The following is a 23,953-nucleotide window of genomic DNA, read 5'->3' as shown; positions in this document are numbered from 1 at the left end:
CGTGTGGGCACCTGCTGGCACAACCGATGTAACTATTGTTACAAAAGTGGCTATTGTGACTAAAGGTTTTCTTCGATTCACCTATCTCTTGACCTCACTGCTAGTGATAGGCGCGGCTTTAAGCGTGCCGGCAATGGCGCAGGAACAAGAAGGTGCCGGATCACCGGTAGAACCGACGCACCCGGCGCCTGTGCCAGAACAAGACCACCACTCCGGCGAGCCCGTGATTCCAGAACCAGACGGCTCGCATTTGCTCCCTGAAGGTGTCACTGAATCGACGCCTCGCGATGCTGAGGCGCACCCGTCTACTGACGGTGAGCCACCAGTTTCGGGTAATCCCGAGCCGACTCCACCTGTGCCTTCTGCTGATCCCAGCATTAATCCTGATCCGGCCATTGCACCGGGAACTATGGAATCGCTCGAGATGGAACACGAAGGAAAACAGCGCCGCTACCTCGTGCGTATCCCCGATAATTACTCGCCCGAAAAACCATCCCCGGTGCTTTTTGGATTTGGCGGTTGGGGAGATTCCCCGGAAAATTTCTCTAGTTACGCACGGATGGGCAATACGTCAGCCACCGATGAGGCCATCATCATTTACCCGGAGGGCTACGAACGCGCTTGGGAAGCAGCTCCATATGCCAAAACCCATGACGGCGAAGATATCCGCTTCATCAAGCGCATCTTGGATGCGGTGGATGCGGACTATCACGTGGATCGCAACCGCGTCTACGCCATGGGAATGTCCAATGGCGGAGGTTTTACCTCGGTATTAGGCTGTCACGCTCAAGATACATTTGCTGCGGTTGCCATGGTCTCTGGAGCTTTTTATACCCCCGTTGAAACCAATTGCGGCGATGCGCCAATGCATACACTCATCATGCACGGCACCCACGATCAGATGATGACCTATGAAGGCGGCGACCGGCACGAAGCTGGTTATCTTCCCGTGCGCACCGTCTTGGGAGGGTATCTCAACCGCAATCGCTGCGATATGACCTTTCAATCCCAAGCGGATATTGGAGGTGCCGAGCGCCTGAACTTCAACGGTTGCCAGAAGGACGTGGAATTGATCAAGGTGCCTGCCGAACACACGTGGTTTTGGCAGCCGGATACCCCGAATGTTGTGTGGGACTTCCTTTCCACCAAGACACGCGTGTAGCCCTAGACGGTACTTTTTCAGGCCTCTAATCGATGCGCGGGATCTGCGTCGTGGCATCATCGGCCTGCGGCGGCACTGGCTGTTCTGGCTGCTCAGGCTGTTCGCCGGCTAGCTTCTTTTTGCGGAAGAATTGGACATAGACCAAAAGACCAATTCCTAGCACCAGCGCGAATGCGCCGAGCCCCGCCAAGATGCCCGCCCAAAAGCTGCTCTTGGTCAGTGAGGCGGTGTAGGCGGCACCGGCAAGCGCCTCATTGTTGTGGTCCTTGCCACCCGCAGATGCGTTGGGCACCGGCGCCGTGCTTCGGTTCTCAGATTTAGAGCCCTTAGATTTGCTGTCCTTAGCCTTGCTGCTCTTGGACTTCGGGGTGGATTTGCCCGCAGATTTCTGGCCAGAACTTCCGCCGGATTTGGATTGTGCAGCCTTAGAACCGCTGCGAGAGCCGCTGCTTGCCGATGCTCCCTTCGACGAGCCCCCACCCGATTTGCGCGACGCAGCACCAGAGCCGGCCCCAGAACCGTGGGCGGAGGCCTTATTGGATCCAGAGTTGGACCCAGACTTGGAGCCTTGGTTGGAGCCCTGCTTCGAACCAGAGTTTTTCTCTGCAGCCTTTTTACCAGAGCCACCGGATCCTTCGGACTGGCCCTGCTTAGTTGGCTTATCGCCGGATTTATCCTTGGCGCCCTTGTCTTTCTTTTTATCGCCCTCGAGGAATTTTTGGCCTTCCTTCAGGGTATTTTCCAGCTCCTTATCTAGGCCCGCGATAGCCTTATCTACGCCTTTAATATCCTTGGCCAGCTGTTCTGGGCGGGAGGTTCCGCCCGAAGGGACGCTTCCCTCGGCATCGTCGGATTCGTCATAGTCGACACCGCATAGCTCCGCTGCATCCGCGTCATCGCCGACGAGGAATCCGGCGTGCAGGTGGTGGCGGGAGCCATCGGGAAGCTCAAAAGTAAAGCTCACGGCGTAGGTGCCTGGCTTGGTAAAAGCGAAGGCAGGGTGGGCGTGGGACTTGCCGGGATAATCCCAGGCGGTGCCGTCCTCGGTATCCATCCGCACCTTGAGCTCGCCGATGCCCTCATTCTGGAAAGCTACAATGCGGCCATCCTCGGGGCCGGATGCGATGGCCATGCTGAGCGTCGCGGTCTGCTTGGATCCGAGGTAGTCCTCGGAGAGTTCCTGAGTATTAAAACCTAGCCACGGAACATCCTCAATCTGGGTTTGCGGTAGCACCCATCCTTCCTCGGGCAGGGAAGGGACGTTGAGAGCTGAAATTGGCTGCTTGTTCTTCTCCGCTACCTCGACCACGAATTCTTCCGATTGGTATTCTTTGCGTTTTTGGTCATCTTTGACCACAAAGCTGATATCCCCGTTTTCATCCTTGAGCGCCATGTCTTGGTGGCCTTCGGTAATGCGGATAAAGTCCTCGGCGCTGCAGGCCTCTGCGGCGTACGCGGAGGCCATAACGGAAGAGGGCAGACCCACACCGGTGAGGGTTCCCACGCTGAGGAACCCGGCGGCGCCTAGGGCAAGAGCGGTACGGCACAAGGGTTTCATGATTCGATGGTTTCCTTTCGTGGGGAGTTTTCGGAAGCGTTGGCTGGCACGCGAGGAGAAGAGTGGCCGGGTGTGCGGCGGGAGCGCAAGAAGGGATGCAGGGCCCAGACAATGAGGAAGAGGACGGTGAGCGTGAGCACGATGGTTGCGCCCGCGGGAAGATCGATGGCCCACGCCAAATAGATGCCGAAGAAGCTGCAGACGGCGCCGATGATGGCAGAGAGGAGCATCATTGTGGTGAGGTTGGCCGTGAGCAGGCGCGCCGTGGCTGCCGGGGTAATCAGCAGGGCGAGGACCAAGATATTGCCGATGGTGCTTACGGAAATGACCACCGCGGCGGTCACGCACAGGTAGAGGATGATATCCAGGGCGAAGACCGGCAGGCCCATGGCCCGGGCGGTCTCCCGGTCCAAGCAGGTGGCGTTTAGCTGCGGACCAAAGGCCACGACCACGGCTAGGACGACCAGGCAGACGCTTGCGGCGACGGTGATATCCGTGCGCGAAACGCCGGTCAGTGATCCGAAGAGGAAGCTGGTGAGCGAGGCGCTATAGCCATCCGTGCGCGAAATAATCACCATGCCCAAGGCAAAGGCGGCGGCGAAAAAGATGCCGATGATGGAATCCGCGCGCACGTGGTTGCGTTGCGAAAACGCGGCGATAAGCACCGCGACGACCGCGCCGGCAACCGCCCCGCCCAGTAGGACTGAGGTTTGCAGCGCAAAGGCGACGGCCAGGCCTGGGAACACGGCGTGCGAGACGGCATCGCCAATAAAGGCCATGCCACGCAGCACCACATAACAGCCGATGACCCCGCACACGATGGCGGCGATGAGCGAAATGCCCACCGCCCTGGCGAGGAAATCGAGGTGGGGATTGGTCAAATCCCGCAAGAAATCGATAAATGAGATATCAATCACGCAGCTACTCCAATCGCAGCGAGCAACGGGGAAGAGGCACTGACACCAAATGCACGGGTCCACGGATCCTTGTCTGCCAAAAGCTCATCGGCGGGGCCATCCGCAATAACCGTGCGATTAAATAGCACCAAGCGTTTGCACGTGTGCGCTGCCTCCGACAGATTGTGGGTAGACATCACGATGGATTTCCCTTGCGCCGCAAGCTCGGCGAAAAGCTCTAGTAGGGCCTCGGTATTTGGGGCGTCGAGCCCGGTAAAAGGTTCATCGAGTAGTAAGACCTCCGGCTGAATGGCCAGGGCGCGGGCGATCAATACGCGCTGGCGCTGGCCGCCGGAAAGCTCCTCGATGGGTCTGGAGGCAAAATCCTCCATATGTACCAAGCGCAGCGCCTCCGCGGCGGCCGCATGGTCCTTTTTCCCAGGGCGCTTAAACCACCCGATGAGCCCGGTGCGCCCGCTGAGCACGGTGCGGTACACGTTAATGGGAAAGCCCCATTCCACCTCGTGGCGCTGCGGAACATAGCCCACGGAGCCAGTGACGGTACACGTGCCAGAGGAAGGAATAAGACCCAAAATGGCGCGCATCAGCGTGGTTTTGCCCGCGCCATTGGGGCCTAAGAGCCCAATGAATTCACCGGTGCCTACCTCGAGATTGGCATCTTCAATAACGGTGCGGCCAGATAGTGCTACCTGCAATCCGCGCACCTGAATGCACGGCTTAGGCATGGCCATCGCCCCGCTTGCGGGATTTCACGAGCACGGCAACACCGGCGATCAGCACGATGATTCCGCCGCCGACCAAAACATAAACCCATACCGGGAGGGAAGAATCCTCGGTCGTGGCCTCTGCTGGGCTCCACTCCGCATCCTGGGCTGCCTGGATATCTGCGCCGTCGCCCACAGCGAAAGTCAGCACGCCGTCGGTACTAAACTCCTCGCCGTTTGTGGTTTCACCCTTAATCCGGATTCCCACCTGGTGGGTGCCCGGCTCCGTGAAAGTCCAGTTGGCGTGAGTGTGCGTATTGAGATCTACCCAGAACTCAGACTCGCTTTTTTCTGCCGTTGACCACAGCAGCTGGGGTGCCTCAAAGCCACCGTTTTGCAAAAAGAGGGAAAAATCCCCTGGGCCGGAGTGTCCGAGGAATTCCATAGTAACGCCGCGAGCGGCGTTATCGACAAGCGAAGGCGCCTGGGTATTCCACCCCAGCCACGGGACGCCGACCTGCTCAGTCTGCGGGACCACCCAGACATCCTCGCCGGATTGGGCACCGACGAAACTGAAATCTTCGGTATCCGGCAGCGTCTGCTGGGCCGCATCGCTGACCGAAAATACGAGGTCATCGAGGTGGCGCCACACCGGGGAGTCGCCCGCATCATCGCGGGCCAAAAGCTCGACATCGGAGCCGTCTAACAGCGTGCCGATATCAACGTGGCCGGCATCGATGACCTTTTCTTCGCCCTCTGGCGCAACGGTTTCATCCGCGCCAACCACTTGCGCGAGGTCGCCGGCCCAGGCGGGCGTTGCGGATAGGGCGAGGCCCGCAGTGACAATGCAGGCTGCCGTGCGAGTGGCCGCGCGGGTAACGGTACGAGAGGCAAGGTTAAGCATGGTTATCTCCATTCGAAGGATGTAGGCAACGCTGCAGCGAGTCAGCATTGAATTTCATGAGATCGATATAAGTAGGCACGGCATCATCAAGCGTGTCGCCGTAAATGGGGCACAGCTCCACGTTTTGCTGCGCGGCGGCTTCCTTCAGCGTGCTGGCGCTGGCTTGCTCCACCGGCTCCACAAAGACCGCAGGAAGGTGCAGGTTCTCCAGCGTCCGGCGCAGGGCAATGACCTCGCGTGGCGAAGGCTCAATGGCGGGATTAGGGGTAACAAACCCGGCCACCGAAAGGCCGTAGCCCTGCTCTAAGTAGGCATAACCGTGGTGGGTGGTGACCAAGTGCCGATTACTCTGCGGGATAGAAGAAATCGCGCGGTCCACATACTCGTCCAGCTCGCGCAATTCCGCGATATAAGACTCGGCACGGGCGCGGTAATCGGCGCCGTGCGACGGATCCGCATTCGCCATTTCTTCAGCAATGACATCGACATAGGCAATGGCATTGTCTACGTTGTGCCACAAGTGTGGATCCACTTCGCCGTGGATATGTTTGCCCAGGACTGCCTGGGGGAGCAGGTACGTATCCGCGCCGGGGGTGCCCAAGAAGCGATAAGCGGGATCCGGCGGAATGGGCTGCAGGACCGAGGAAGGGACCGCTACCGTGGTATGCGCGGGATCAAAATGCTGGTCTTGATCGCGTAAATCAATAGATCCCTCTGCCACATCAGCGGCAATATCCACGTGGCCGGAATCAATGACATCCATATCCTCCGGCGGGTTCACGCCTACCGCGACGGTGAGGTGCTCTACCTCCGTGCCATCGGCCTGAAAGCCAAGCTTATATATGCCCGGCTCCGAAAAGCCCCACGAGACGTGCGTGTGCGCATTAGCCGGGAGGGTGACCGAATCATCGCCCGCGTCGATGCCATCGGCGCTATTAAACAGCACTTCCGGCGTACCGAAGGTGGAGACCACGTAGGCTGCGACATCGCCTGGCCCCTCGGCAGAGACCATGCGGAAATCCACGCCGGAGTTGCGCTGCTCGGCACCACTAATGCGCAGGCCCAACCAGATGGCATCCAGGGAGACATCTTCTACTAGCGGCACGAGGGTAGCGCCGCGGGTGGAGGCGGAGTCAGCGACTTCCACCACGGGTGCGTCCGTGGATTCGTGCAGCGTATCTATCAGCGATTGCGGTTCCAAGAGGTATCCATTGCTCAAGGCGAGGTTTGCATTGGCCACGTTGCGCACCGTGCGCAGCGTGGGCTCAAAGGTGTGCGGGTCCTTTCCACTCGGGATAAGCCCGGTGACCGAAGCATCCTCGCCTGCGACGTGGCGGGCCATATCCGCCAGAATGGGCGTCGTGGCGACCACGCTGAAGCGATCCGAGGTATCCACCGCTGCCGAGGTCGTGCAGCCTGCCGCGAGGAGGGAGACGCTACAGAGCGCCCCTACGGCCTGCAGCCCGCGCGGTACGAAACGGTAGTGGGACACTGGCATTAATTCTTTGCCCTCGCGACAGCGAGTCGTGCGATGCCCAGGCCAAGGAACAGCATGCCCAAGCCGAGCACACCGATTCCGAGTGGCATGGTGGGGGTCCCAGTATTGGCAAGAGCCGCGTTACCGCCCTTACCGGATGCGTTCGCACCGGAACCGCCAGCGGCATCCTGGCCAGCACCGGAGCCATTAGAGCCCGCGCCGGCTGCGGCGCCAACACCACAGTCGCCGCCATCCGGGTTCACTTCCGCGCCCAGGTCGAAGTGGCCATTATCGAAGGAGCCATCTGGCCTGCCACCGCCGACGACAAAGTGCAGCGTTGCTTGGCCTGCTACTTGCTTGCCGGCAGAGGTCTGGGCCACCTGGCGGATCGTCACGTCATAGGTGCCCTGCTTTTCGAAGACCCAGTTAGGGTGCACGTGGGTATTGGGGGCGATATTGTAGCTGCCTTCCACAGCGCCGTTCGCGCCGCGGAACCATTCATCGCCGACGATCTTGCCCAGGCCACCCTGGCTGTAGACCATCATGGTACCAGGGCCCTTCATATCGACGAGCTCCCAAGTAACATCACCTGGAATGTGTTCGCGCATGGAGGGGCTCTGGGTATTCGCACCGAGCCACGGCACGCCATCGACCTGCGTAGAACCAATCATCCAGGCTTGGCCGGCTGAAACAGGTCCAACATCTTCTGGCAGCTCGACGCCGGAATTATCGGAGAGGTAAAAAGTTGCGCCATCGGCATCGCGCCACTGCGGCGGCGAGACCGTATCGTCTTTAATCTGCGGGATAATACCCGGACGGCACTCTGGATCCGTGGACTGTCCGCCGCTTGCAGCGTTGCCGCCTTGGCCACCCTCGGAATTGCTGTGTCCAGCGTCATTGCCGGAGTTATCTGCATCGCCAGAACCGCCCGCAGAACGGTGACCGGAGACTGCCTCTCCGCCTTCGCCTACCTGCCAGGTATAGGTGACTGCGTTACTGGTTTGGCCATTAGAGGAGGCCTGAACGGTCATCTCATAGGTACCGGCCTCACTAAAGGCCCAGTTGACGTGGCGGTGTGCAGGACTCGGCTGGTTAATAACCTCGCCGCTGGTCAGCTCCATCGAATCGGAATTGGTCACGGCACCGACGTTGCCGAACCCAGAGGTTTCAAAGACATAGACTGAGCCCGGCCCAGAGATATTGGTGAATTCGAAGTCAACGTTGGTGAATCCGCCATCGCGTGCCGGCTGAGTATCCCAGCCCGGCCAGATGATATTTGGGTCTTGAGTTTGGGGCAGGAAGTAGGTCGATTCTCCAATCTCGGGAACGGCCTCGGTGGCATCGGACCATGCCGATTCCACGACCTGGAGCAGCACGTCATCGCCAGGGCGCTGGACGTGCGAGCCGGTGACATCTTCCTGCATGGATAGGTGTAGCTGGCCATCAGGTGCCGTGACGTAGAACGCGTCGATATGTCCGGAATCAAAGACCTCATCGAAGGCCAAGGCCGGTGTGACCGGAACGAAAAACGCGATGAGGGCGGTAATCACCGCCGCGATGATGCGGCTGCCAGGCCGGTGAGCTCTGGTGCGCGAAATGGTGTTGGTATCCATGGTTGAATTTCCTTTAAAGCGCCAGGGGGTCCCCTGAGCTGTGGATTAGTAGTTAGATGCGCCAGCCAAAGCGCTCACGAATGAGATCTTGGTTGTCGCGGAAGAAGTTGTAGAAGGCCTTGAAGGTGATGCCAAGAACCGCAGGCAAGACCAGAGCCCAAGGATTAAACGATGGCCCCGCAGGAGTAGACGGCTTAGATGGCTCGGACGGCTTCGAAGGCTTAGACGGTTTCGAGGGCTTGGATGGCTTTGCCGAGTCCGAAGGCTTTTCGGACGGCGTCTCGGAAGGCTTTTCCGATGGGGCATCGGATGGCGCAGCCGTAGAACAGGACTTCACCGCGTCATCACCAATGGCAAAAGTCAACGTCTGTGGCTTGGATGCAAGTTCTTTGCCGTCGGTAGTAGTTGCCGTATAGGTTGCCTCAAACGTGTAGATGCCCGGCTTAGTAAAAGCCCAGTGGGTATGCCTATGCGATGCGAAGGTGGTCTCGATCGTGTGATCGTCTTCGGCGGAATTGGCAAGGACGTCGTATCCAACGCCCCTGGTTTTATCGATATATACGCCCCACTCTGCGCCCTCTGGCGTGTGCTTGGGCTTGAGGTTCAAATTGACTTTGCCATCTTTCATCTTGGAGTAATCCAATTTTTCGGTGTTATACCCCGGCCAGATGATGGCTTGGTTCTGCGTCTGCGGCAGGTGGTAGAAACGGTCACCGATGTTGCCAAGGAAATCGAACTCCTTATCACCCAGCTGTCGGGAGCGGGGAGTAAGCGCGTTTTTGTGCACGCCAAGTACGACGTCATCCAACGAGCGGTCTACCGAGTTCTTATCAATTTGTCCTGTGTCATCGCGTAGGACGGTGCGGAAACCATCGTCAGTAGGCAGTGCCTTGATATCGACGTGCCCGCGGTCAAGTACCTGCTTTTCGCTGCAGCGCTGAGCTTCCTCGTCCTGTGGCGGTTGAGATGGTGCAGGCGTATCGCCGGGTGCGGGTGAATCGCCGGACCCAGGTTTTTCGCCTGGGGTAGCGGCGTTGTCATCCGCGCTGGTAGAAAGCTCGCCTGTCGCTTCGTAGTTTTCGCCGAATTCGAAGGGCTCAGCTAGCACCGTGCTGCCATGTCCTGCCTTGACAGTGGAGTGCGGGAAGACGTTTACTTTGGCAATCGTGTTCTTAAAGAGTTCGCCATTGGTAAAAGTTGCCTCTCCGTGCCCGTTGGTAATTGGGGCTTCCACTGGTGCCGTGGGTTCCGCGTCGTTCTTGTCGTCATAGAGACCACCAGTCATCACGCCGCTGAAGTTATTGTCCTCCATGTCGATGATGATTTTGGTTCCTTCTTCGCCCTGTTTGCGCATCCGCACCGTATAGCCGGTTTCTTGCAGCGTTACCTCTTCGGTGGGGGCCAGCTGGCGCGGATTTTCGGCTTCTTCCCATGCCTCTGCGGCATCAGAAGAGTCGGTGTGGACAGAAGAGCCTGGGGTAAATTCCACCTGCTGCGAGATCCAGCGCGGCGCATCGCCTTCTGGGGTAAATACCGCCTGGATATTAGACGAGTCTAGGCCCATGTACTCATCCCACTCGGCGTGGCCGTCGGCGACAGGCAGATCGGTGAGGAAGTAGCCATCGATAAGCAGCGTAAGCGTGCCGGATGCCTTATTTTCCGCATCGAAGGAAATGGTGGTGAGCTTATCGTCACCGTCCTTTTCCGGGTTCTGCTTTTTGTCCATGCTCAGGCTGTAACCAGCAGCGGCGGCATCGCCGGAGGAGGAGCTATCGAAGCGTTCCTTGAGGCTTGGGGTCTTGTCATCCTTTGGCTTTTGCCCGCCCACTTGGTAGCTGGTGGTTTGCGGCTCACTAGCCACGAGCTGCCCATCCGCCGTGCGAGCGGTGGTGCGATAGGTCAATCGATAACGGCCGGGCTTGGTAAAGAGAGTGGCGTTATGGGTATGGGTACCGGCATTGAGGTATGTAGAGTGCGGTGAGTCTTGGAAGGAGCCCAGCATGCGATGGAGCTCGGCGCCGTCTTTATCGTCCTTGTTGGTAAAAAGCTCCACGTCGCCTGGGCCATCCACGCTTAAGAGGTCGAGGAAGGCGATGTTATCGCGGAAATCTTTCACGGGAAGCCCAGTGTCTGCGCCGAAACCGATCCAGATGGGTTCTTGATTGGCGGAGGCTTGGTACGGAGCCGTGTAGTAGGTGGTGCCTGTAGGACCGATGTAGTCCTGCGTGCCGTTTTCTGGCAGGGAATACATAAAGTTCTGGCGGCGCTTACCGTCCTCGTCTTCGCGGTTATAGCCTTTGCCTATCCAGGCAACTGTGTCATCGATAAGCGGAGTTTGGCCGGAAAATTCGGATCGCAGTAGGAAGTTGTCTCCTTCCCAAAAGCTCTTGGGGGAATCGACGTGGGTTTGGGTTGCGATGTGTTTGCCATCGTCGGGGCCGGCGTAGGCGGTAGCCGGGGCAATCAGCGCGATCGTGCTGAATGCGGCCATGAAGCGAATACGAGGAGAAGCCACCAGCGCGTTACCTTTCTGCAGTTGTCAGTAGTTCACCTCGAAACTATAGAAAATGATTCCCATTACTGGATAATCTTTTGGAAACCGTTCCCGTTTACCTGTGTGTTTATAATGAAACTCGTTATCATCTACCCCTTTTTGCGTGTAATACAGTACATGGGGGCGCACTTTTGGGTGGTAGGGTGAGGCGCTGGTTTGGGCTGGTGCGGACTGTGTCCTGTGACTCCACTACGATGGTGGCCATGACTGAAGTTCGCGTTAGATTTTGCCCTTCTCCCACTGGTACCCCGCACGTTGGCATGGTGCGCACGGCCCTGTTTAACTGGGCCTATGCCCGCCACACCGGCGGAAAATTGATTTTCCGCATCGAAGATACCGATGCTGCCCGTGACTCGGAAGAGTCCTATCAGGCCATCATTGATTCCTTGACCTGGCTCGGATTGGGCTGGGACGAGGGCGTCAATGTGGGTGGCCCGCATGAACCGTACCGGCAGTCCCAGCGCATGGACATTTATAAAGATGTGCTCAATAACCTTATCGATGCCGGACATGTCTACCCTGCCTACTCCACCGCGGAAGAGGTAGAAGAACGGCACAAGGCAGCCGGGCACGATCCCAAGTTGGGTTATGACAACTACGACCGCGACCTGACGCAAGAACAGATCGATGCCTTTGAGGCTGAAGGTCGCAAGCCTGTCTGGCGCCTGCGCATGCCAGACAAGGACTGGGCCTGGACCGACCTTGTGCGCGGCGAGATGTCCTTCAAATCTGAAACTCAGCCTGATTACGTGGTGGCGCGCTCCAACGGAGCTCCGCTATATACCCTGGTTAACCCGGTAGATGACGCGCTGATGCGTATTACCCACGTACTGCGCGGCGAGGATCTTCTCTCATCCACCCCGCGCCAGCTGGCCATGTATGACGTACTGAAGGAAATTGGCATCGCGGAATTTACCCCGGAGTTTGGTCACCTTCCCTTCGTGATGGGCGAGGGGAAGAAGAAGCTGTCCAAACGTGACCCGCAGTCTAACCTCTTCAATCACCGCGATAACGGCATCATCCCAGAAGGCATGCTCAACTACTTGTCGCTGTTGGGCTGGTCCCTGTCGGCGGATAAGGACATCTTCAGCATGGATGAGCTGATTGAGAACTTCGATGTCAATGATGTTCTGGGTAACCCCGCTCGCTTTGACCAGAAGAAGCTCGAGGCCATCAACGCCGATCATATTCGACTGCTCGAGCCCGAGGAGTTTGCTTTCCGCCTGCGCAATTACCTGACGGAGTACACGGACTTCCCGGCCGATTATGACGGCGAGAAATTCGCCTTCGCTGCGGACTTGGTGCAAACGCGCATTAAGACGCTTGCCGATGCCTATGGGCTACTCAGCTTCCTCATCACGCCCGATGCTGAGCTCAGCCTGAATGAAAAAGCGGCCAAGAAGAACCTGAAGGACGATGCCGTCCAACCCCTCGAGGTGGGCATTGACACCCTTGAGGCGGTAGAGGAGTGGAAGACTGACGCTATTGAAACCGCGCTATCCAAGGCGCTCATTGAGGACCTAGAGCTAAAGCCACGCAAGGCCTACGGCGCGCTGCGCGTAGCCATTTCCGGCGCCCAGGTTTCGCCACCGCTCTTTGAGTCCATGGAACTTCTGGGCAAAGAGTCCACCTTGGCGCGCCTGCGTGCTGCCCGCGAGGTAACTCCGTACGTTCCGGCCTCCGAGTAATACCGGAACCATCAGGAGCCTGACGGGGAAAGCCCGTTACAGCGGCGGATGAACATCGAACTACACAGATGTCATCCGCCGCTTTATTTTAGCTCAAGAAAAGCGCCTAAAAATGCGAGTTGCGCTGGCGATTTGGCGCATTGGGCAACGATCATTATAGTTATAACACGTTGCAGCGAGCAAGGGAGCGCAGCCGATAAGGATGCGATTCCGAGCGAGTGAGCAAATGGCCTATGGTGTAATTGGCAACACAGCGGTTTCTGGTACCGCCATTCTAGGTTCGAGTCCTGGTAGGCCAGCAGTGAAAATGCTTTTAAAGCAGGCTCACTAGTTCTATGCCCCGTTCGTCTAGAGGCCTAGGACGCCGGCCTCTCACGCCGGTAACACGGGTTCGAATCCCGTACGGGGTACAAATAAAAAGATTCCTCCAGCCACTGCGGTTGGAGGAATTTTCCGTATGTGCGCTTGCGGCTTAATCGGGACCAAAGTGGGTCTTAACTGGGGGATTTACCGGCACGAATCCCCGTACTATCTGCTGATTTGTATTGTGTTTACCCATCGTTTACTGTTTAACGAGTCCGCAGCAAGCAAGCTTTAAGCAGCACAGCTTTTGCTTCGCCTGCCACGTGCGAACGAGCCCCGTTCGTCTAGCGGCCTAGGACGCCGGCCTCTCACGCCGGTAACACGGGTTCAAATCCCGTACGGGGTACATACTAATGGCTGCGAGCTTTAACGCTCGCAGCCTTTTCTTGTGGCATTTTCTTTCTGCGCTTCTCGGGGCTAGAGAATTAGATTAAGCGGCGTTTAAACGGCTCTCGCTGCGCCGCATTGGGAAAAGTGCGGCGCAGCGAGGGAGGCATCGGAAAGCGCCTGCTGTAGCTGCAGCCCGCCCTTTGCGCTCACGGGGTCAACGGGAATGGGGCTGGGTTGTGCTCCCCGTGAGCGCCAAGGGAAGGGGGGATGGGCCTGTCACTACAAAAAGAACGCCCAGAGAGCCTCTCAGGCTGCACTGGGCGTTGTTTGAAGGTGGGGAAGGCTATGCCATGACCTTCGTCTTCTTAATCGCCTTCTGGAGGCGCTTGTGATAGTTATCCATGGCGGGGCGCAAGAACAGGCCGAGGATAAGCGCCGGGATGGCGAAGAGGAGGAGCATGCCGAGCTCTCGGAGGATGTCGGCCTCATAAATGCCGGCGATGGCGCTGCGGAACGCGTCGATGCCGTAGGTGGCCGGCAGCCACGGACTGACATTTTGGAACCACTCCGGAAGAAGCGGCAGGGGATAGGCGCCGCCAGAACCGGAGACTTGGATAACCAAGAGCAGAACCGCGAGGGCCTTGCCCGCGCTATCGAATGTGATAACCAGTGAATATATTATCAACATAAACACCAGTGAGATTATCCACGAGGCAAAGAGCATCATGAATGGGTGCTCGGGCTCGATCTCCACGAAGAAAATCAGGCTGAGGACGGCGAAGGTGGCTTGGGCGATGCCGATGAGACCAAAGGTAAGGAAGCGGCCCAAGAAGACTTGGTTCCTAGTGAAGTGATCCTTCTTGTCGAGCTCTTCGTTCTTCTTCAAGTACTTGCGCTCGGCGTTGGTGTGCACCAGCACGCAGGCGAGCAGGGCGCCTACCCACAGCGAAAGCGTGAGGTAGAACGGCGTCATACCAACACCGAAAGAAGCAACATCGTAGATGGGCTGGCGGTCCACATTGACCGGCGAAGCGATCCGAGAGGCCAGAAGCTCGGGGTCATCGCCAATGAGATCGGCGAGCTGACTTAGGTCACCGCCGTCGCGGATCTCATCGATCTTTTGGCTGAGTTCGCCAAAGCGACCCGCCTGATGCTGCAAGGTACCGGATAGACTTGCGGTTAGATCGCGCGCCCGCACGAGGGCATCGTTGTCATTAGAGATGGTATTGCGGATGCCTGCGATATCGTGCTTGACCGCATCAACATCGTTGGCAACCGTGCCCACGCTATCTCCCAGAGCCGCTAGTTGTGGCTTCAGATTGGAGTTATAGGAGTTGCGGGCGTTTTCGACTGCCTGCTTGGCGCTGGCAATCGCAGCTTGCGTTTGTTGCTTGGACTCCTGGGAATTCCCGCCGTTTTCGATGTTATCGGCCGTAGAAGTCAAAGAATCGTGCAACGCATTGCTCTGGGCGATGCTGGCATCCAGCTGCCCCATCACGGCCGCATAACCTGCCGCTACAGGGCCTGGAAGATCGACCTTATCGGCTTCCTTCTGGATACTGTCCTTTACGCCCTGGAAGGCTGCGGTCTGCTGTCCCACGCGGTCCGCGGCAGTGCGGAAGGTTTGGGCGGTCTGCGCGGAGGTGGCGCTAGCATTGTTCAGCAATTCCTCGATTTGTGAGGATAGGACCTCGTAGCTCTGCGTCGTCGCGGCAAGGGACGCATCCAAGGAACCAGTGGACTCATCCAGCGTGGACTTTAGGATATCGATGGGTGACTCGCCGTTGTCATTGGTCGTGCTGGAAGCCTGGTTTCCCGCTTCATTCAGGATACTATTGGCTGCCTGGGTGAGCGGAATGGTGGAATCTACCAGGTTACTCAGCGCCATGACCGTGCCAGAGGCTGCATCGAGGCGCGACTGTACGGTATTGACTCGGTTGTGAACGTTATTGAGCGCGGCCTGGGTATCGCCCTCATCAAGGTACTGGTCCAGCGAGGAAATGACGCCAAGGCCCACATTGGACACAACGCGGGTGAAGGACTCGTCGATCTTCTCAATCACACCGGTAGCGCTGCGTTGAGTAATCGTGGTCGACAGCGCGTTCTTCTTCTCATTGGTATAGAGATTAAGTTTGCTTGGCTCGGTGCCTTCCACGTAGAAGGTGAGGAGGTTGGAGCTGAAATCCTTGGGCAAGACGATGCCAGCGTAGTACTCACCGGACTTGGTGCCCTCTACGGCATCATCGCTATTGGTAAGAACCCAGTTGATTTCGTCGTTGCGGCTGAGCTGGGATAAAACTTCATCGCCTAAATTGAGCTTGAGCGAAGCAAGGTCGCTTTGGTGACCCTCATCCTCACTGGCGACGGCGATTTTGAGTTGTTTGGTATTGGCAAATGGGTCCCAGCTGGCGAGCACGTTAAAGGTGGTAAATAGCAGCGGGATAATGGCGAGGCCGAAAATGATGACGGCGGTCATTACGTTGCCACGGATGGCCTTGAGGTCATCGCGGAGAATGGTCAGGATATTGTTCATGACTTATCTCCCTTTCCGGATTCTTCGCCGTCGACGGCGGGCTTATCTGTGGTATCGCCCTGCGATTGTGGGGTAGAAGATATTTCCGCGTGCTTATCTGACTGGACATCTTCTAGCCGATACTGATTGGGGTTTTGGCGTTGATGCTCTAGGTGCTGCTGGATTTCTTCATCGCTGAGATCCGCCAGGCGGTTATCGTGCGCAATACTTTGTTTTACGTATTCCAGCGAACAAATGACCGCGACCGCAATCAGCGCAACGAGGCACGCAATGCCGAAAAGGATCGCCTTCTGGTCCGGCATGAATCGGGAGCAAATCACGAGCGCGAGCACCAAGGCTACTCCGATGGCGATCGTGAGCTTCATCAACTGAGAATAATTCTTCCGAGCGGTCATCCACTTGGTATCCAAGCTCTTTTGGTATCCCTCGCGGTCCGCGGAGGCATACAGAAGATCGGTGAAGCGGTAGCGGCTGCCAATCAGGTGGACCTGCTCGTTGATAACGAGCCCGCCCTTGGCCAGCTCGTCATTGACCAGCATGGTGACGTTGGACAACCCGCGCCTTAAGAGAGTGCCCACGAGGTAGGCAACAACCGCCATGCCAGTCAGCGCGGCGATATCGCGGATGTAATGGGTGCCGTAGAATCCGCCCACCGTCTCGCGCATGGCATCGATGCCGTAAGTAAAGGGCAAGAAGGGATGGACGGCGCGGAAGAAGTCCGGCGTCATCTCGATGGGGTACAGGCCCGATGCCCCGGGAATCTGAATGAAGGCCAAGACCACCGCTATGCCGCGGCCCACGTGGCCGAATGTTGAGACGAGGCCATAGGTAATGCTGAGGTAGCACAGGCTGATAAATACAGAGGTAAGGACATAAGCGGTGGCGCTGACGTGCTCAACGCCGATGACTAAGTTACCGATGGAAACGATAAGTGCCTGCGCAATGGCGAAAAAGCCGAGGAGCAAGAAGCGCGAGAAGTACGCCTTATTGATGGTTAGATCCCGGCGGCCCTGCGGGTCAACCTCGGCGCGGAAAATGATCAGGAGCATGAAGGCACCGATCCACAGCGTGAGGTTGATAAACAGCGAGGACATGCCGGAGCCGTAGTGCGTGACAGGGAATACTGCATGGCTTTCCATCTCTGCGGGCGAGGAGAGGAAGGAAGACACGTGGTCTGTATCAAGACCGTTGACGGACTTCAGCACGGTGTTGTTATTGGCTGTGTTGCTCAAGGCAATAACATCGGTGCGTGCGGAACGAAGACCTTCCTCAACGCGATCCAGATCAACCGAGAAGCGCTTTACCACTTCTTGGGCGTGGGTCAACTGCCCGTCGACGCCCCCGAGAAGCCCGTCCGTTTGCCCAACCAGAGCCTTTTGGCTGTTGAGGGAGGCAGATAGGCGCCCAGCAGTAGCGGAGACATTAGAAAGTGCAGAATTCAGCTTAGGTAGGCCGTTGGCCACGTCATCGCGCAGTCCGTGGGAATCATCGCGGGCCTGGGAGGCCATGGAATTGAGCAATTCCGAGGTCTTATTCAGCGAATCAAGGGTGGCGTTGGTATCGCTATTAAGGGAATCCAGCTCTCCTAATACCGCGCGGTTTTGATTGTTGCGGTCACGCAGATCAGAAACCGACTGGTTGATCTGCTGCGATATCTCTGGGGGAAGGGCTGGCAGGGCAGCGACACCGGCTAATTGGTCGATGGCTTTATCAGCCTGACCAAGGATGCCTTGGGCGCCGTCGGTGGCGGCATCGACGCGGTTGAGAGCGCCGTTTAACCGGCCGGTGACAGAACCGATATTGGCATTGGCGTTTGCGGTGCCATCGGCAAGCGCAGTCGTGCCTTGGATATAGGCGGCGGTGGCATCGTCGGCGAAGGAAGTAACTTCCTTTTGCACCTCGTCGGTCAAGGAGGTGACCTGATTTAAGGCCTGCTGCGCGTCATCAATCGTGGTCTGCACGGAGCCTAGCGCCGTGCGCGCCTGTGCGATGGTGGGACGAGCATCATCGATAGTGGCGTTGACATCCGCCAAGGAATTGCGCGAATTAGCCACAGTATCGGCGGTCTCTGAGAAGGAATTCGCGGTATTGCCCGCGGTGCTATTGATCCTATCGCTGAGGTCGCCGCCAGAGTTTCTCAACTCGGTGGAAACCGATTTCGCGACGTTTTCATTAAAGGTTGCGCTAATCGTGGTTTCGAGGGTAGAAGAACCAGTGTCAGTGACCTTGGGGGCGATGGCATTGATTTTTTCATTGACCTGATACTCCAAGGTGGGCTGAGAGTACGTGCCTTGGAACAGGCTGACAAAGTCGGAAGAAAAATCCTCCGGCACGATGATGGATGCAAAAACATCGCCGGATTTCACGGCGTGCTCGGCTTCGCCGCGGTCCATAAACTGCCAGCCGAGCTTGTCGTTGTTGTGCAGCTTTTCCATCATCTGCCCGCCGACGTCAATATCGCCGGTGAGATCTGACGAGGCACCCTTGTCCTCGTTCACCACGGCTACCTTGAGGTGCTCGGTATTGCCGTAAGGATCCCAAAAACCGGAGACGTTGACCCAAGAATATAAGGCAGGGGTAACCATCAATCCGATGAGAATTACCCAGACTTGCGGCGTCCGCCACAGGCGGACGAAGTCTTGGAGAAAAAGCTTCCAACTAGTAATCACTCGAAAGACCGTAGCACCGAAACGGTGTTAACTAATAGTCAAGCAGGCAGTTTCCGTGAAATTGACAGCTTCGTCACCCCTGGGCCATCGCGCACCGCACAGGAATGTGGCTAGGGTTAATAAAAGGTTAACTCACGCCGGTCCATTGCATAGAAAAGCGCCGCGATAATCTATGCATCATAGCGGTGGATTATCGCGGCGTTAGGGCGCTGCAGGGCGCTTACTGGCGAGGCTTAGTGCTCGTCGTAGTGGTCACCGTGAGCGGCGTGGCGGTGACCGTCGTGGATGTAGTCAACGTGGTCGCCGTGAGGGACAGCAACGTGGCCGCAACCCTCGCCGTGGGTGTGGTCGCTGTGCGTTTCGGCCTCAATGTGCTCGTTGGTCTCGCACTCGTCCCAGTGGCCTTCGTGCTCGCGGTGGATGTGGCCATCGTGTACGAAGTCGGTGTGATCCTCGTGCGGGAAAGCGACGTGGCCGCAGCCTTCGCCGTGGGTGTGCTCGTGTTCAGTGTGGGTAGCGTGAGTCATAATCATGAATCCTTTCTGTGCCTTAGGTCAAGGAGTGACCTTCTCGTTTTCACTCTGTTTTCATTAAATCATGTTTTCAGTTCGGTTTCAATAGCGTGCCGGAAATTTTCGATATTTTTCAATAGGCCACGGCGGGGTTGGGTATACAGGGGTAAGACGCGATTAAAGCCCTGAGCCGGTGGGAGGTCCAGGGCATTGGTGGGGGGGTTGGGGAAGCTAGAGCAGCTCTGAAAGTTCTTGGGCGGCGGAGGTGAGCAGGTGGGCGTATTTCTTGGCGGGCGAGGGGCGGAACCGCTCAGCGGAACCGGAGATGGATAACGCTGCGCGAAAAACGCCGGAAGAATCGAAGACGGGAGCGGAAATGGAGGCTAGGCCCGCTTCGCGTTCTTCGATGGATTCTGCATAGCCTTGGCGGCGGGCGGCTTCTACATCGGCGGAGCTGAATTGCGCGGCGTCGAGGGGGAAGTCTACGAAGCCGGCGATGATGCGTGCTGCAGAGCCGGAGGTTAGTGGTAGCTGTCTCCCCACCGGAACCACGTTGTGTAGGCCGGACTTGGGTTCGCGGGTGGCAATGCAGGTGCGGGTGGTTCCCGTGAATTCATAGAGCTGAATGGACTCACCGGTACGGTTGAGGAGTTGGTCCATGATGGGGCCTGCGACTTCTAAGATGTGATCGCGGTTGCCGGGAAGCGCGGGACCGGCCTTCCACTTTCCTTCAGGGGTACGCACGAGGATGCGGTGTGCCTCTAACGCGGTGGCTAGCCTGTGTGTCGTTGCTCGAGGTAGTCCCGTGGTTTCACATAACTCATTAAGGGTCGATGGATGGTTTGCCGCGGCCATCATGATGGCCATTGCACGATCTAGTACCTTAATGCCGGAAACTGCGCTATACTCTCCCATATAATGAAATCTACGTCCCAAATTATGAGATTTCAAGTGTGGAGTGATGTTTATGAACCAGAAGCTGACCTTGGCAGAAAAAGTATGGCGTGACCACGTTGTCCAGCAGGGCGACGCGGGCGCACCAGACCTTATCTATATTGACTTTCAACTTTTGCACGAAGTTACGAGCCCGCAGGCCTTCGATGGGCTGCGCTTGCAAGGTCGCACAATGCGACACCCAGAATTGCACCTGGCCACCGAGGACCACAACGTGCCGACGGAGGGTATTAAATCCGGCAACCTCTTAGAGATTAAAGATGAGGTATCGCGCACCCAGGTTTCTACCCTGCGCAAGAACTGCGAAGAATTTGGCGTGCGGTTGCACTCAATGGGTGATGAGCAGCAAGGCATCGTGCACACCGTTGGCCCACAGCTGGGCATTACCCAGCCCGGCATGACTATTGTGTGCGGCGATTCGCATACCTCGACCCACGGTGCATTCGGCTCCATTGCCATGGGCATTGGTACCTCGGAGGTAGAGCACGTCATGGCCACCCAGACGCTATCTTTGAAGCCATTTAAGACGATGGCCATCGAAGTCACCGGCGAATTGCAGGAAGGCGTCTCCGCAAAGGACCTTATTCTGGCCATCATCGCCAAGATTGGCACCGGCGGCGGCCAGGGCTACATCATCGAATATCGCGGTGAAGCTATCCGCAAGATGTCCATGGAAGCCCGCATGACCATCTGCAATATGTCCATCGAGGCCGGTGCGCGTGCCGGTATGGTCGCACCCGATGAAACGACGTTTGAGTACGTCAAGGGTCGCGAGTTCGCCCCAAAGGGCGCCGACTGGGATAAAGCAGTGGATTACTGGAAGACGCTGCCTACTGACGATGGCGCCGAATTCGATCGCGTCGTAGAAATCGACGGATCAGCCCTGACACCATTCGTCACGTGGGGAACGAACCCGGGCCAAGGCTTGCCGCTGGGCGAAACCGTACCGGATCCGGAAGACTGCGGCGATGATAATTCCAAGGCCACGGTGAAAAAAGCCTTGGAGTACATGGACCTGCAACCAGGAACCCCACTGCGCGATATCAAGATCGACACCGTCTTCGTAGGATCGTGCACCAATGCCCGCATCGAGGACCTGCGCGCCGCAGCTGAGGTGGTCAAGGGCCGCACCATCGACGCCAATACGCGCATGATCGTGGTTCCTTCCTCCGCGGTGGTCAAGGCTGATGCAGAAAAGGAGGGCCTTGACCAGATTTTCCAGGAATTCGGTGCAGAGTGGCGCACGGCGGGTTGTTCCATGTGCCTGGGCATGAACCCTGACCAACTGAAGCCAGGGGAGCGGTCTGCGTCCACATCTAACCGTAACTTTGAAGGCCGACAGGGCCCTGGTGGGCGAACCCACCTCGTTTCCCCACAGGTTGCCGCCGCTACCGCCGTCACTGGATACCTGTCCAGCCCGGCTGACCTGAAATAAGCACGCGAGAAAGGTTGAAATAATGGAGAAATTTATCACCCATACCGGCACGGGAGTCCCGCTGCGGGCGTCCAACGTGGATACGGACCAAATCATTCCCGCGCGCTACCTCAAATCGGTCAAGCGCACAGGCTTTGCGGAAGGCCTGTTTTCCAACTGGCGCTCTGATTCCACCTTCGTACTTAACCAAGAGCAGTTCAAAGAAGGCTCCGTCCTCTTTGCCGGCCGCGACTTCGGTACCGGTTCCTCCCGAGAGCACGCAGTTTGGGCCTTGCGCGAATACGGCTTCAAGGCTGTCTTCTCCTCCCGCTTTGCGGATATCTTCCGCGGCAACTCAGGAAAGTCTGGTCTGCTTACTGGGCTGATGGAACAAGAAGACATCGAGCTTATTTGGAAGCAGTTGGAAGCCGGGGAAACCCAAGTCACGGTCGATCTGGAGGCGCGCACCGTCCAGGTTGGTGAAAACACCTACTCATTCGATATCGATGACTACACGCGCTGGCGCCTGATGGAAGGCCTCGATGACATCGGCATCACCTTGCGCAATGAAGAGGCCATCACGAGTTTCGAGAACTCTCGCGCCAGCTTCAAGCCCGCGGTGCACGCGGAATAATCCAGCAGGTGCGCCCCACACTTTGGCGGGGGCGCACACCACCGCACCCGTGAACTGGGGTAGCGGTGGGGCAATGGACGAGTGACAAATATCAGCGGCGAAAGCGTAAAGCCGGGTTTATCCATTATGCTCTGAGGTATGACTTCGCCTTATTCTGGGTCACGCGACCATGATGGATACAATCACTACTCCCAACAGCCCTACTCAGGTGGGCAACCAGGGAATTTTAGTGAGCCATCCGCTACAGGCGGCATCGATGCCGTCAGCATTTTTGGCGATAGTTTTCGCTATTTCGGCCGCAATTGGGCGCAGTGGCTTTTTGCCCCACTCGTGCAGATGGTCGTCCTTTTTGTTGCATACCTCATCATCGCCGTAGTCTTTGCCGCCGGTGGCGGCTCCATTTCCATCGAGGCGGCGACCGAGGGAGCCGCCTTGGACGGTTCCCTCGGCGTACTGGGCCTGCTATTACTCGCCCTCGCGGTAGTAGCTTTGTTAATTGTCTGTCTGTGGGCAACTGCAATCTGGTGCCAAGCCGCTAATAAGCAGGTCAATGGCCAGGATTTGATGTTCGGGGATTTCTTCACGTTCAAAGGCATGGGCGGCATCATGCTGGCTTACCTCGTCACCAGCGTGGTCATCGGCATCGGCTTCGTTCTGCTGGTAATTCCCGGACTTTTCGCCCTGTTCTTCTGGTGGTGGGTCCCAGCCGTCAAGGCAGCACGCCCTGATTTAGGCCTAGGGGCCTGCTTTAAGCTTTCCACGGAGATCGCAAAGAGGAACATCGGTACCACCTTGCTGGTCGGTATCGCGCTCATCATTCTCCACATGGCGCTAGGCTCAACCGTGGTGGGCTTCGTCGTGCTGCCGGGGCTCATGGCCTTAGCCCCTATCCTTTTCGTGCGCCGCAATCTCGGCATGCGCGGCTAAGGGCTAGGGGCTCGCGCGGCTCAAGCTATCTAGCGCACCGGCAGGGGGCTGGGAAGATAATCGGCGCCGGTTAATTCACCGTTATTGAAGGACAAGACCCACACCGAGGCCTTTTTAAACTTCAATTCGTCCTGCGGCTTCTTGAGGAATTGCGGCGCTAAATCCTCGATGATGCCGGGGATGGTTTGTCCTTGGCTGATAATGACCGGCACCCCGCCGTCTTCTACAACGCGGCGGAAAGCCTTCTTGGCGGCCGCCGGGTTCTTTTCCCACGCCTCGTCGCCAAAGTCTTTATTAATGGCAATGTCTTTACCCAGTTCATCGGCAAGCGGCGCGGCGGTTTGCTGGCACCGATGCGGGCGAGCGGAATAGATCGCGGTGGGATGGAAGGCTGCCAGCATGGGCACGAGCATTTCTGCTTGGCGGCGGCCCTTCTTATCCAAAGGCCGCAGGTTGTCATCGCCCTCCCACTTCTTTCGGTCATGGGCGTGGGCGTGGCGCACATACAATACCCGCGTTGTGGGGGCCAACTGCAAACGCTTTTGTGCCTTGGCGACGACGTCGGCGTCAACGTCATAAGACAAAAGCTGTTGTGCCTGGTCAATGGGAACCCAGCGCAGCTCATCGGTCTCATCATTGGGCGTGTACGTGCCGCTGAGGTAGAACGCCGCCCAGTAATAGACCACCTTGGTGCGCCCCTGCACGGGGTAGGTGACCTTGCCAATCAACTTGCCCAAGCGCACGTGAAACCCAGTTTCTTCCTCGATCTCCCGCGCCGCGGTAGTAGGCAGCGATTCGCCCGGGTCCACCTTTCCCTTGGGCAGGGACCAATCGTCATAATGCGGGCGGTGGATGAGTGCGATTTCAGGGTTCGCGGCGTCGCCGCGCCAAACTACCGCGCCGGCGGCAAGGGTAGTGCGGGGAAATTCTTTGGCGGGATCCACCGGAATTTCTTGGTGCCGGCCGGAAATGAATTTTTCGGACTTTTTATCTTTATCGGTCTCGTGCATCTTCTTCGCGCTCGGCATAGCTTTTCGTGC

General features: G+C 57.5%; 17 protein-coding genes and 3 tRNA genes. 8 read left to right on the top strand and 12 right to left on the bottom strand.

The genetic code is table 11. The features are described from left to right. Positions 1 to 55: 55 nt before the first annotated feature. Positions 56 to 1,162, top strand: coding sequence for a CE1 family esterase (locus ABRP66_RS06270; protein WP_349838467.1), 1,107 nt, complete (start codon positions 56 to 58; stop codon positions 1,160 to 1,162). A 25-nt stretch (positions 1,163 to 1,187) separates the two neighbouring features. On the opposite strand, the gene ABRP66_RS06265 is transcribed toward ABRP66_RS06270, so the two are convergent. The 7 genes from ABRP66_RS06265 to ABRP66_RS06235 are packed head-to-tail and all read right to left on the bottom strand — an operon-like array spanning position 1,188 to position 10,850. Further along, a complete protein-coding gene (locus ABRP66_RS06265) occupies positions 1,188 to 2,720 on the bottom strand; it encodes a choice-of-anchor M domain-containing protein (protein WP_349838466.1) in 1,533 nt (510 codons plus the stop codon). Beyond that, positions 2,717 to 3,637, bottom strand: coding sequence for an anchored repeat-type ABC transporter permease subunit (locus ABRP66_RS06260; protein WP_349838465.1), 921 nt, complete (start codon positions 3,635 to 3,637; stop codon positions 2,717 to 2,719). Before ABRP66_RS06260 ends, ABRP66_RS06265 begins: the two co-directional genes overlap by 4 nt. Continuing rightward, positions 3,634 to 4,368, bottom strand: coding sequence for an anchored repeat-type ABC transporter ATP-binding subunit (locus tag ABRP66_RS06255; RefSeq protein WP_349838464.1), 735 nt, complete (start codon positions 4,366 to 4,368; stop codon positions 3,634 to 3,636). The genes ABRP66_RS06260 and ABRP66_RS06255 overlap by 4 nt, the downstream gene beginning before the upstream one ends. Further along, complete coding sequence (locus ABRP66_RS06250) at positions 4,355 to 5,245, bottom strand: choice-of-anchor M domain-containing protein (RefSeq protein WP_284782963.1); 891 nt, start codon at positions 5,243 to 5,245, stop codon at positions 4,355 to 4,357. The genes ABRP66_RS06255 and ABRP66_RS06250 overlap by 14 nt, the downstream gene beginning before the upstream one ends. Next, on the bottom strand, positions 5,238 to 6,743 hold the full coding sequence (locus ABRP66_RS06245) for an anchored repeat ABC transporter, substrate-binding protein (RefSeq protein ID WP_349838463.1): 1,506 nt from the start codon (positions 6,741 to 6,743) through the stop codon (positions 5,238 to 5,240). Before ABRP66_RS06245 ends, ABRP66_RS06250 begins: the two co-directional genes overlap by 8 nt. Beyond that, the gene (locus ABRP66_RS06240) at positions 6,743 to 8,335 is read right to left on the bottom strand and encodes a choice-of-anchor M domain-containing protein (RefSeq protein WP_349838462.1); all 1,593 of its coding nucleotides are present in this window, start codon (positions 8,333 to 8,335) and stop codon (positions 6,743 to 6,745) included. The genes ABRP66_RS06245 and ABRP66_RS06240 overlap by 1 nt, the downstream gene beginning before the upstream one ends. A 52-nt stretch (positions 8,336 to 8,387) precedes the next feature. Then, the gene (locus ABRP66_RS06235) at positions 8,388 to 10,850 is read right to left on the bottom strand and encodes a choice-of-anchor M domain-containing protein (RefSeq protein WP_349838461.1); all 2,463 of its coding nucleotides are present in this window, start codon (positions 10,848 to 10,850) and stop codon (positions 8,388 to 8,390) included. A 233-nt stretch (positions 10,851 to 11,083) separates the two neighbouring features. Between ABRP66_RS06235 and gltX the strand changes: the two genes are divergently transcribed. The 4 genes from gltX to ABRP66_RS06215 all read left to right on the top strand — a co-directional run bounded on the left by gltX (position 11,084) and on the right by ABRP66_RS06215 (position 13,286). Beyond that, positions 11,084 to 12,577, top strand: coding sequence for a glutamate--tRNA ligase (gene gltX, locus ABRP66_RS06230; RefSeq protein ID WP_349838473.1), 1,494 nt, complete (start codon positions 11,084 to 11,086; stop codon positions 12,575 to 12,577). Between the two features lie 227 nt (positions 12,578 to 12,804). Further along, positions 12,805 to 12,876 (top strand) — tRNA-Gln (locus tag ABRP66_RS06225). Between the two features lie 38 nt (positions 12,877 to 12,914). After that, positions 12,915 to 12,987: transfer RNA gene (locus tag ABRP66_RS06220), tRNA-Glu, on the top strand. 226 nt (positions 12,988 to 13,213) lie between these two features. After that, positions 13,214 to 13,286: transfer RNA gene (locus ABRP66_RS06215), tRNA-Glu, on the top strand. A gap of 327 nt (positions 13,287 to 13,613) precedes the next feature. On the opposite strand, the gene ABRP66_RS06210 is transcribed toward ABRP66_RS06215, so the two are convergent. From ABRP66_RS06210 to ABRP66_RS06195, 4 genes are all read right to left on the bottom strand, one after another. After that, positions 13,614 to 15,803 carry a YhgE/Pip domain-containing protein gene (locus ABRP66_RS06210; protein ID WP_349838460.1) on the bottom strand — a complete coding sequence of 730 codons (2,190 nt, stop codon included), beginning with the start codon at positions 15,801 to 15,803 and terminating at the stop codon, positions 13,614 to 13,616. Next, positions 15,800 to 18,472 (bottom strand): YhgE/Pip domain-containing protein, encoded by a 2,673-nt coding sequence (locus ABRP66_RS06205; protein ID WP_284864723.1) that lies wholly within the window; start codon positions 18,470 to 18,472, stop codon positions 15,800 to 15,802. The genes ABRP66_RS06210 and ABRP66_RS06205 overlap by 4 nt, the downstream gene beginning before the upstream one ends. Before the next feature lie 233 nt (positions 18,473 to 18,705). Further along, entirely contained in the window at positions 18,706 to 18,999 is a 294-nt protein-coding gene (locus ABRP66_RS06200; RefSeq protein ID WP_284770527.1) for a hypothetical protein, read from the bottom strand. A gap of 216 nt (positions 19,000 to 19,215) precedes the next feature. Continuing rightward, the gene (locus ABRP66_RS06195) at positions 19,216 to 19,899 is read right to left on the bottom strand and encodes an IclR family transcriptional regulator (RefSeq protein ID WP_284770526.1); all 684 of its coding nucleotides are present in this window, start codon (positions 19,897 to 19,899) and stop codon (positions 19,216 to 19,218) included. Between the two features lie 52 nt (positions 19,900 to 19,951). Between ABRP66_RS06195 and leuC the strand changes: the two genes are divergently transcribed. The 3 genes from leuC (at position 19,952) to ABRP66_RS06180 (ending at position 22,913) form a co-directional block, all read left to right on the top strand. Then, positions 19,952 to 21,373: a 3-isopropylmalate dehydratase large subunit gene (gene leuC, locus ABRP66_RS06190; RefSeq protein ID WP_284770525.1), complete on the top strand. Its 1,422-nt coding sequence runs from the start codon at positions 19,952 to 19,954 to the stop codon at positions 21,371 to 21,373. A 22-nt stretch (positions 21,374 to 21,395) separates the two neighbouring features. Further along, positions 21,396 to 21,986: a 3-isopropylmalate dehydratase small subunit gene (leuD, locus tag ABRP66_RS06185; protein ID WP_284770524.1), complete on the top strand. Its 591-nt coding sequence runs from the start codon at positions 21,396 to 21,398 to the stop codon at positions 21,984 to 21,986. 138 nt (positions 21,987 to 22,124) lie between these two features. Next, the gene (locus ABRP66_RS06180) at positions 22,125 to 22,913 is read left to right on the top strand and encodes a hypothetical protein (RefSeq protein ID WP_284853758.1); all 789 of its coding nucleotides are present in this window, start codon (positions 22,125 to 22,127) and stop codon (positions 22,911 to 22,913) included. Positions 22,914 to 22,942: 29 nt separating this feature from the next. On the opposite strand, the gene ABRP66_RS06175 is transcribed toward ABRP66_RS06180, so the two are convergent. Then, on the bottom strand, positions 22,943 to 23,941 hold the full coding sequence (locus ABRP66_RS06175) for an NUDIX hydrolase (protein ID WP_284770522.1): 999 nt from the start codon (positions 23,939 to 23,941) through the stop codon (positions 22,943 to 22,945). Positions 23,942 to 23,953: the final 12 nt, after the last annotated feature.

This window comes from Corynebacterium sp. KPL2680 (genome assembly GCF_040225675.1).
GTDB classification, from domain to species: Bacteria; Actinomycetota; Actinomycetes; order Mycobacteriales; family Mycobacteriaceae; genus Corynebacterium; species Corynebacterium rhinophilum.
This window is presented reverse-complemented; position numbering and strand designations above follow the sequence as displayed.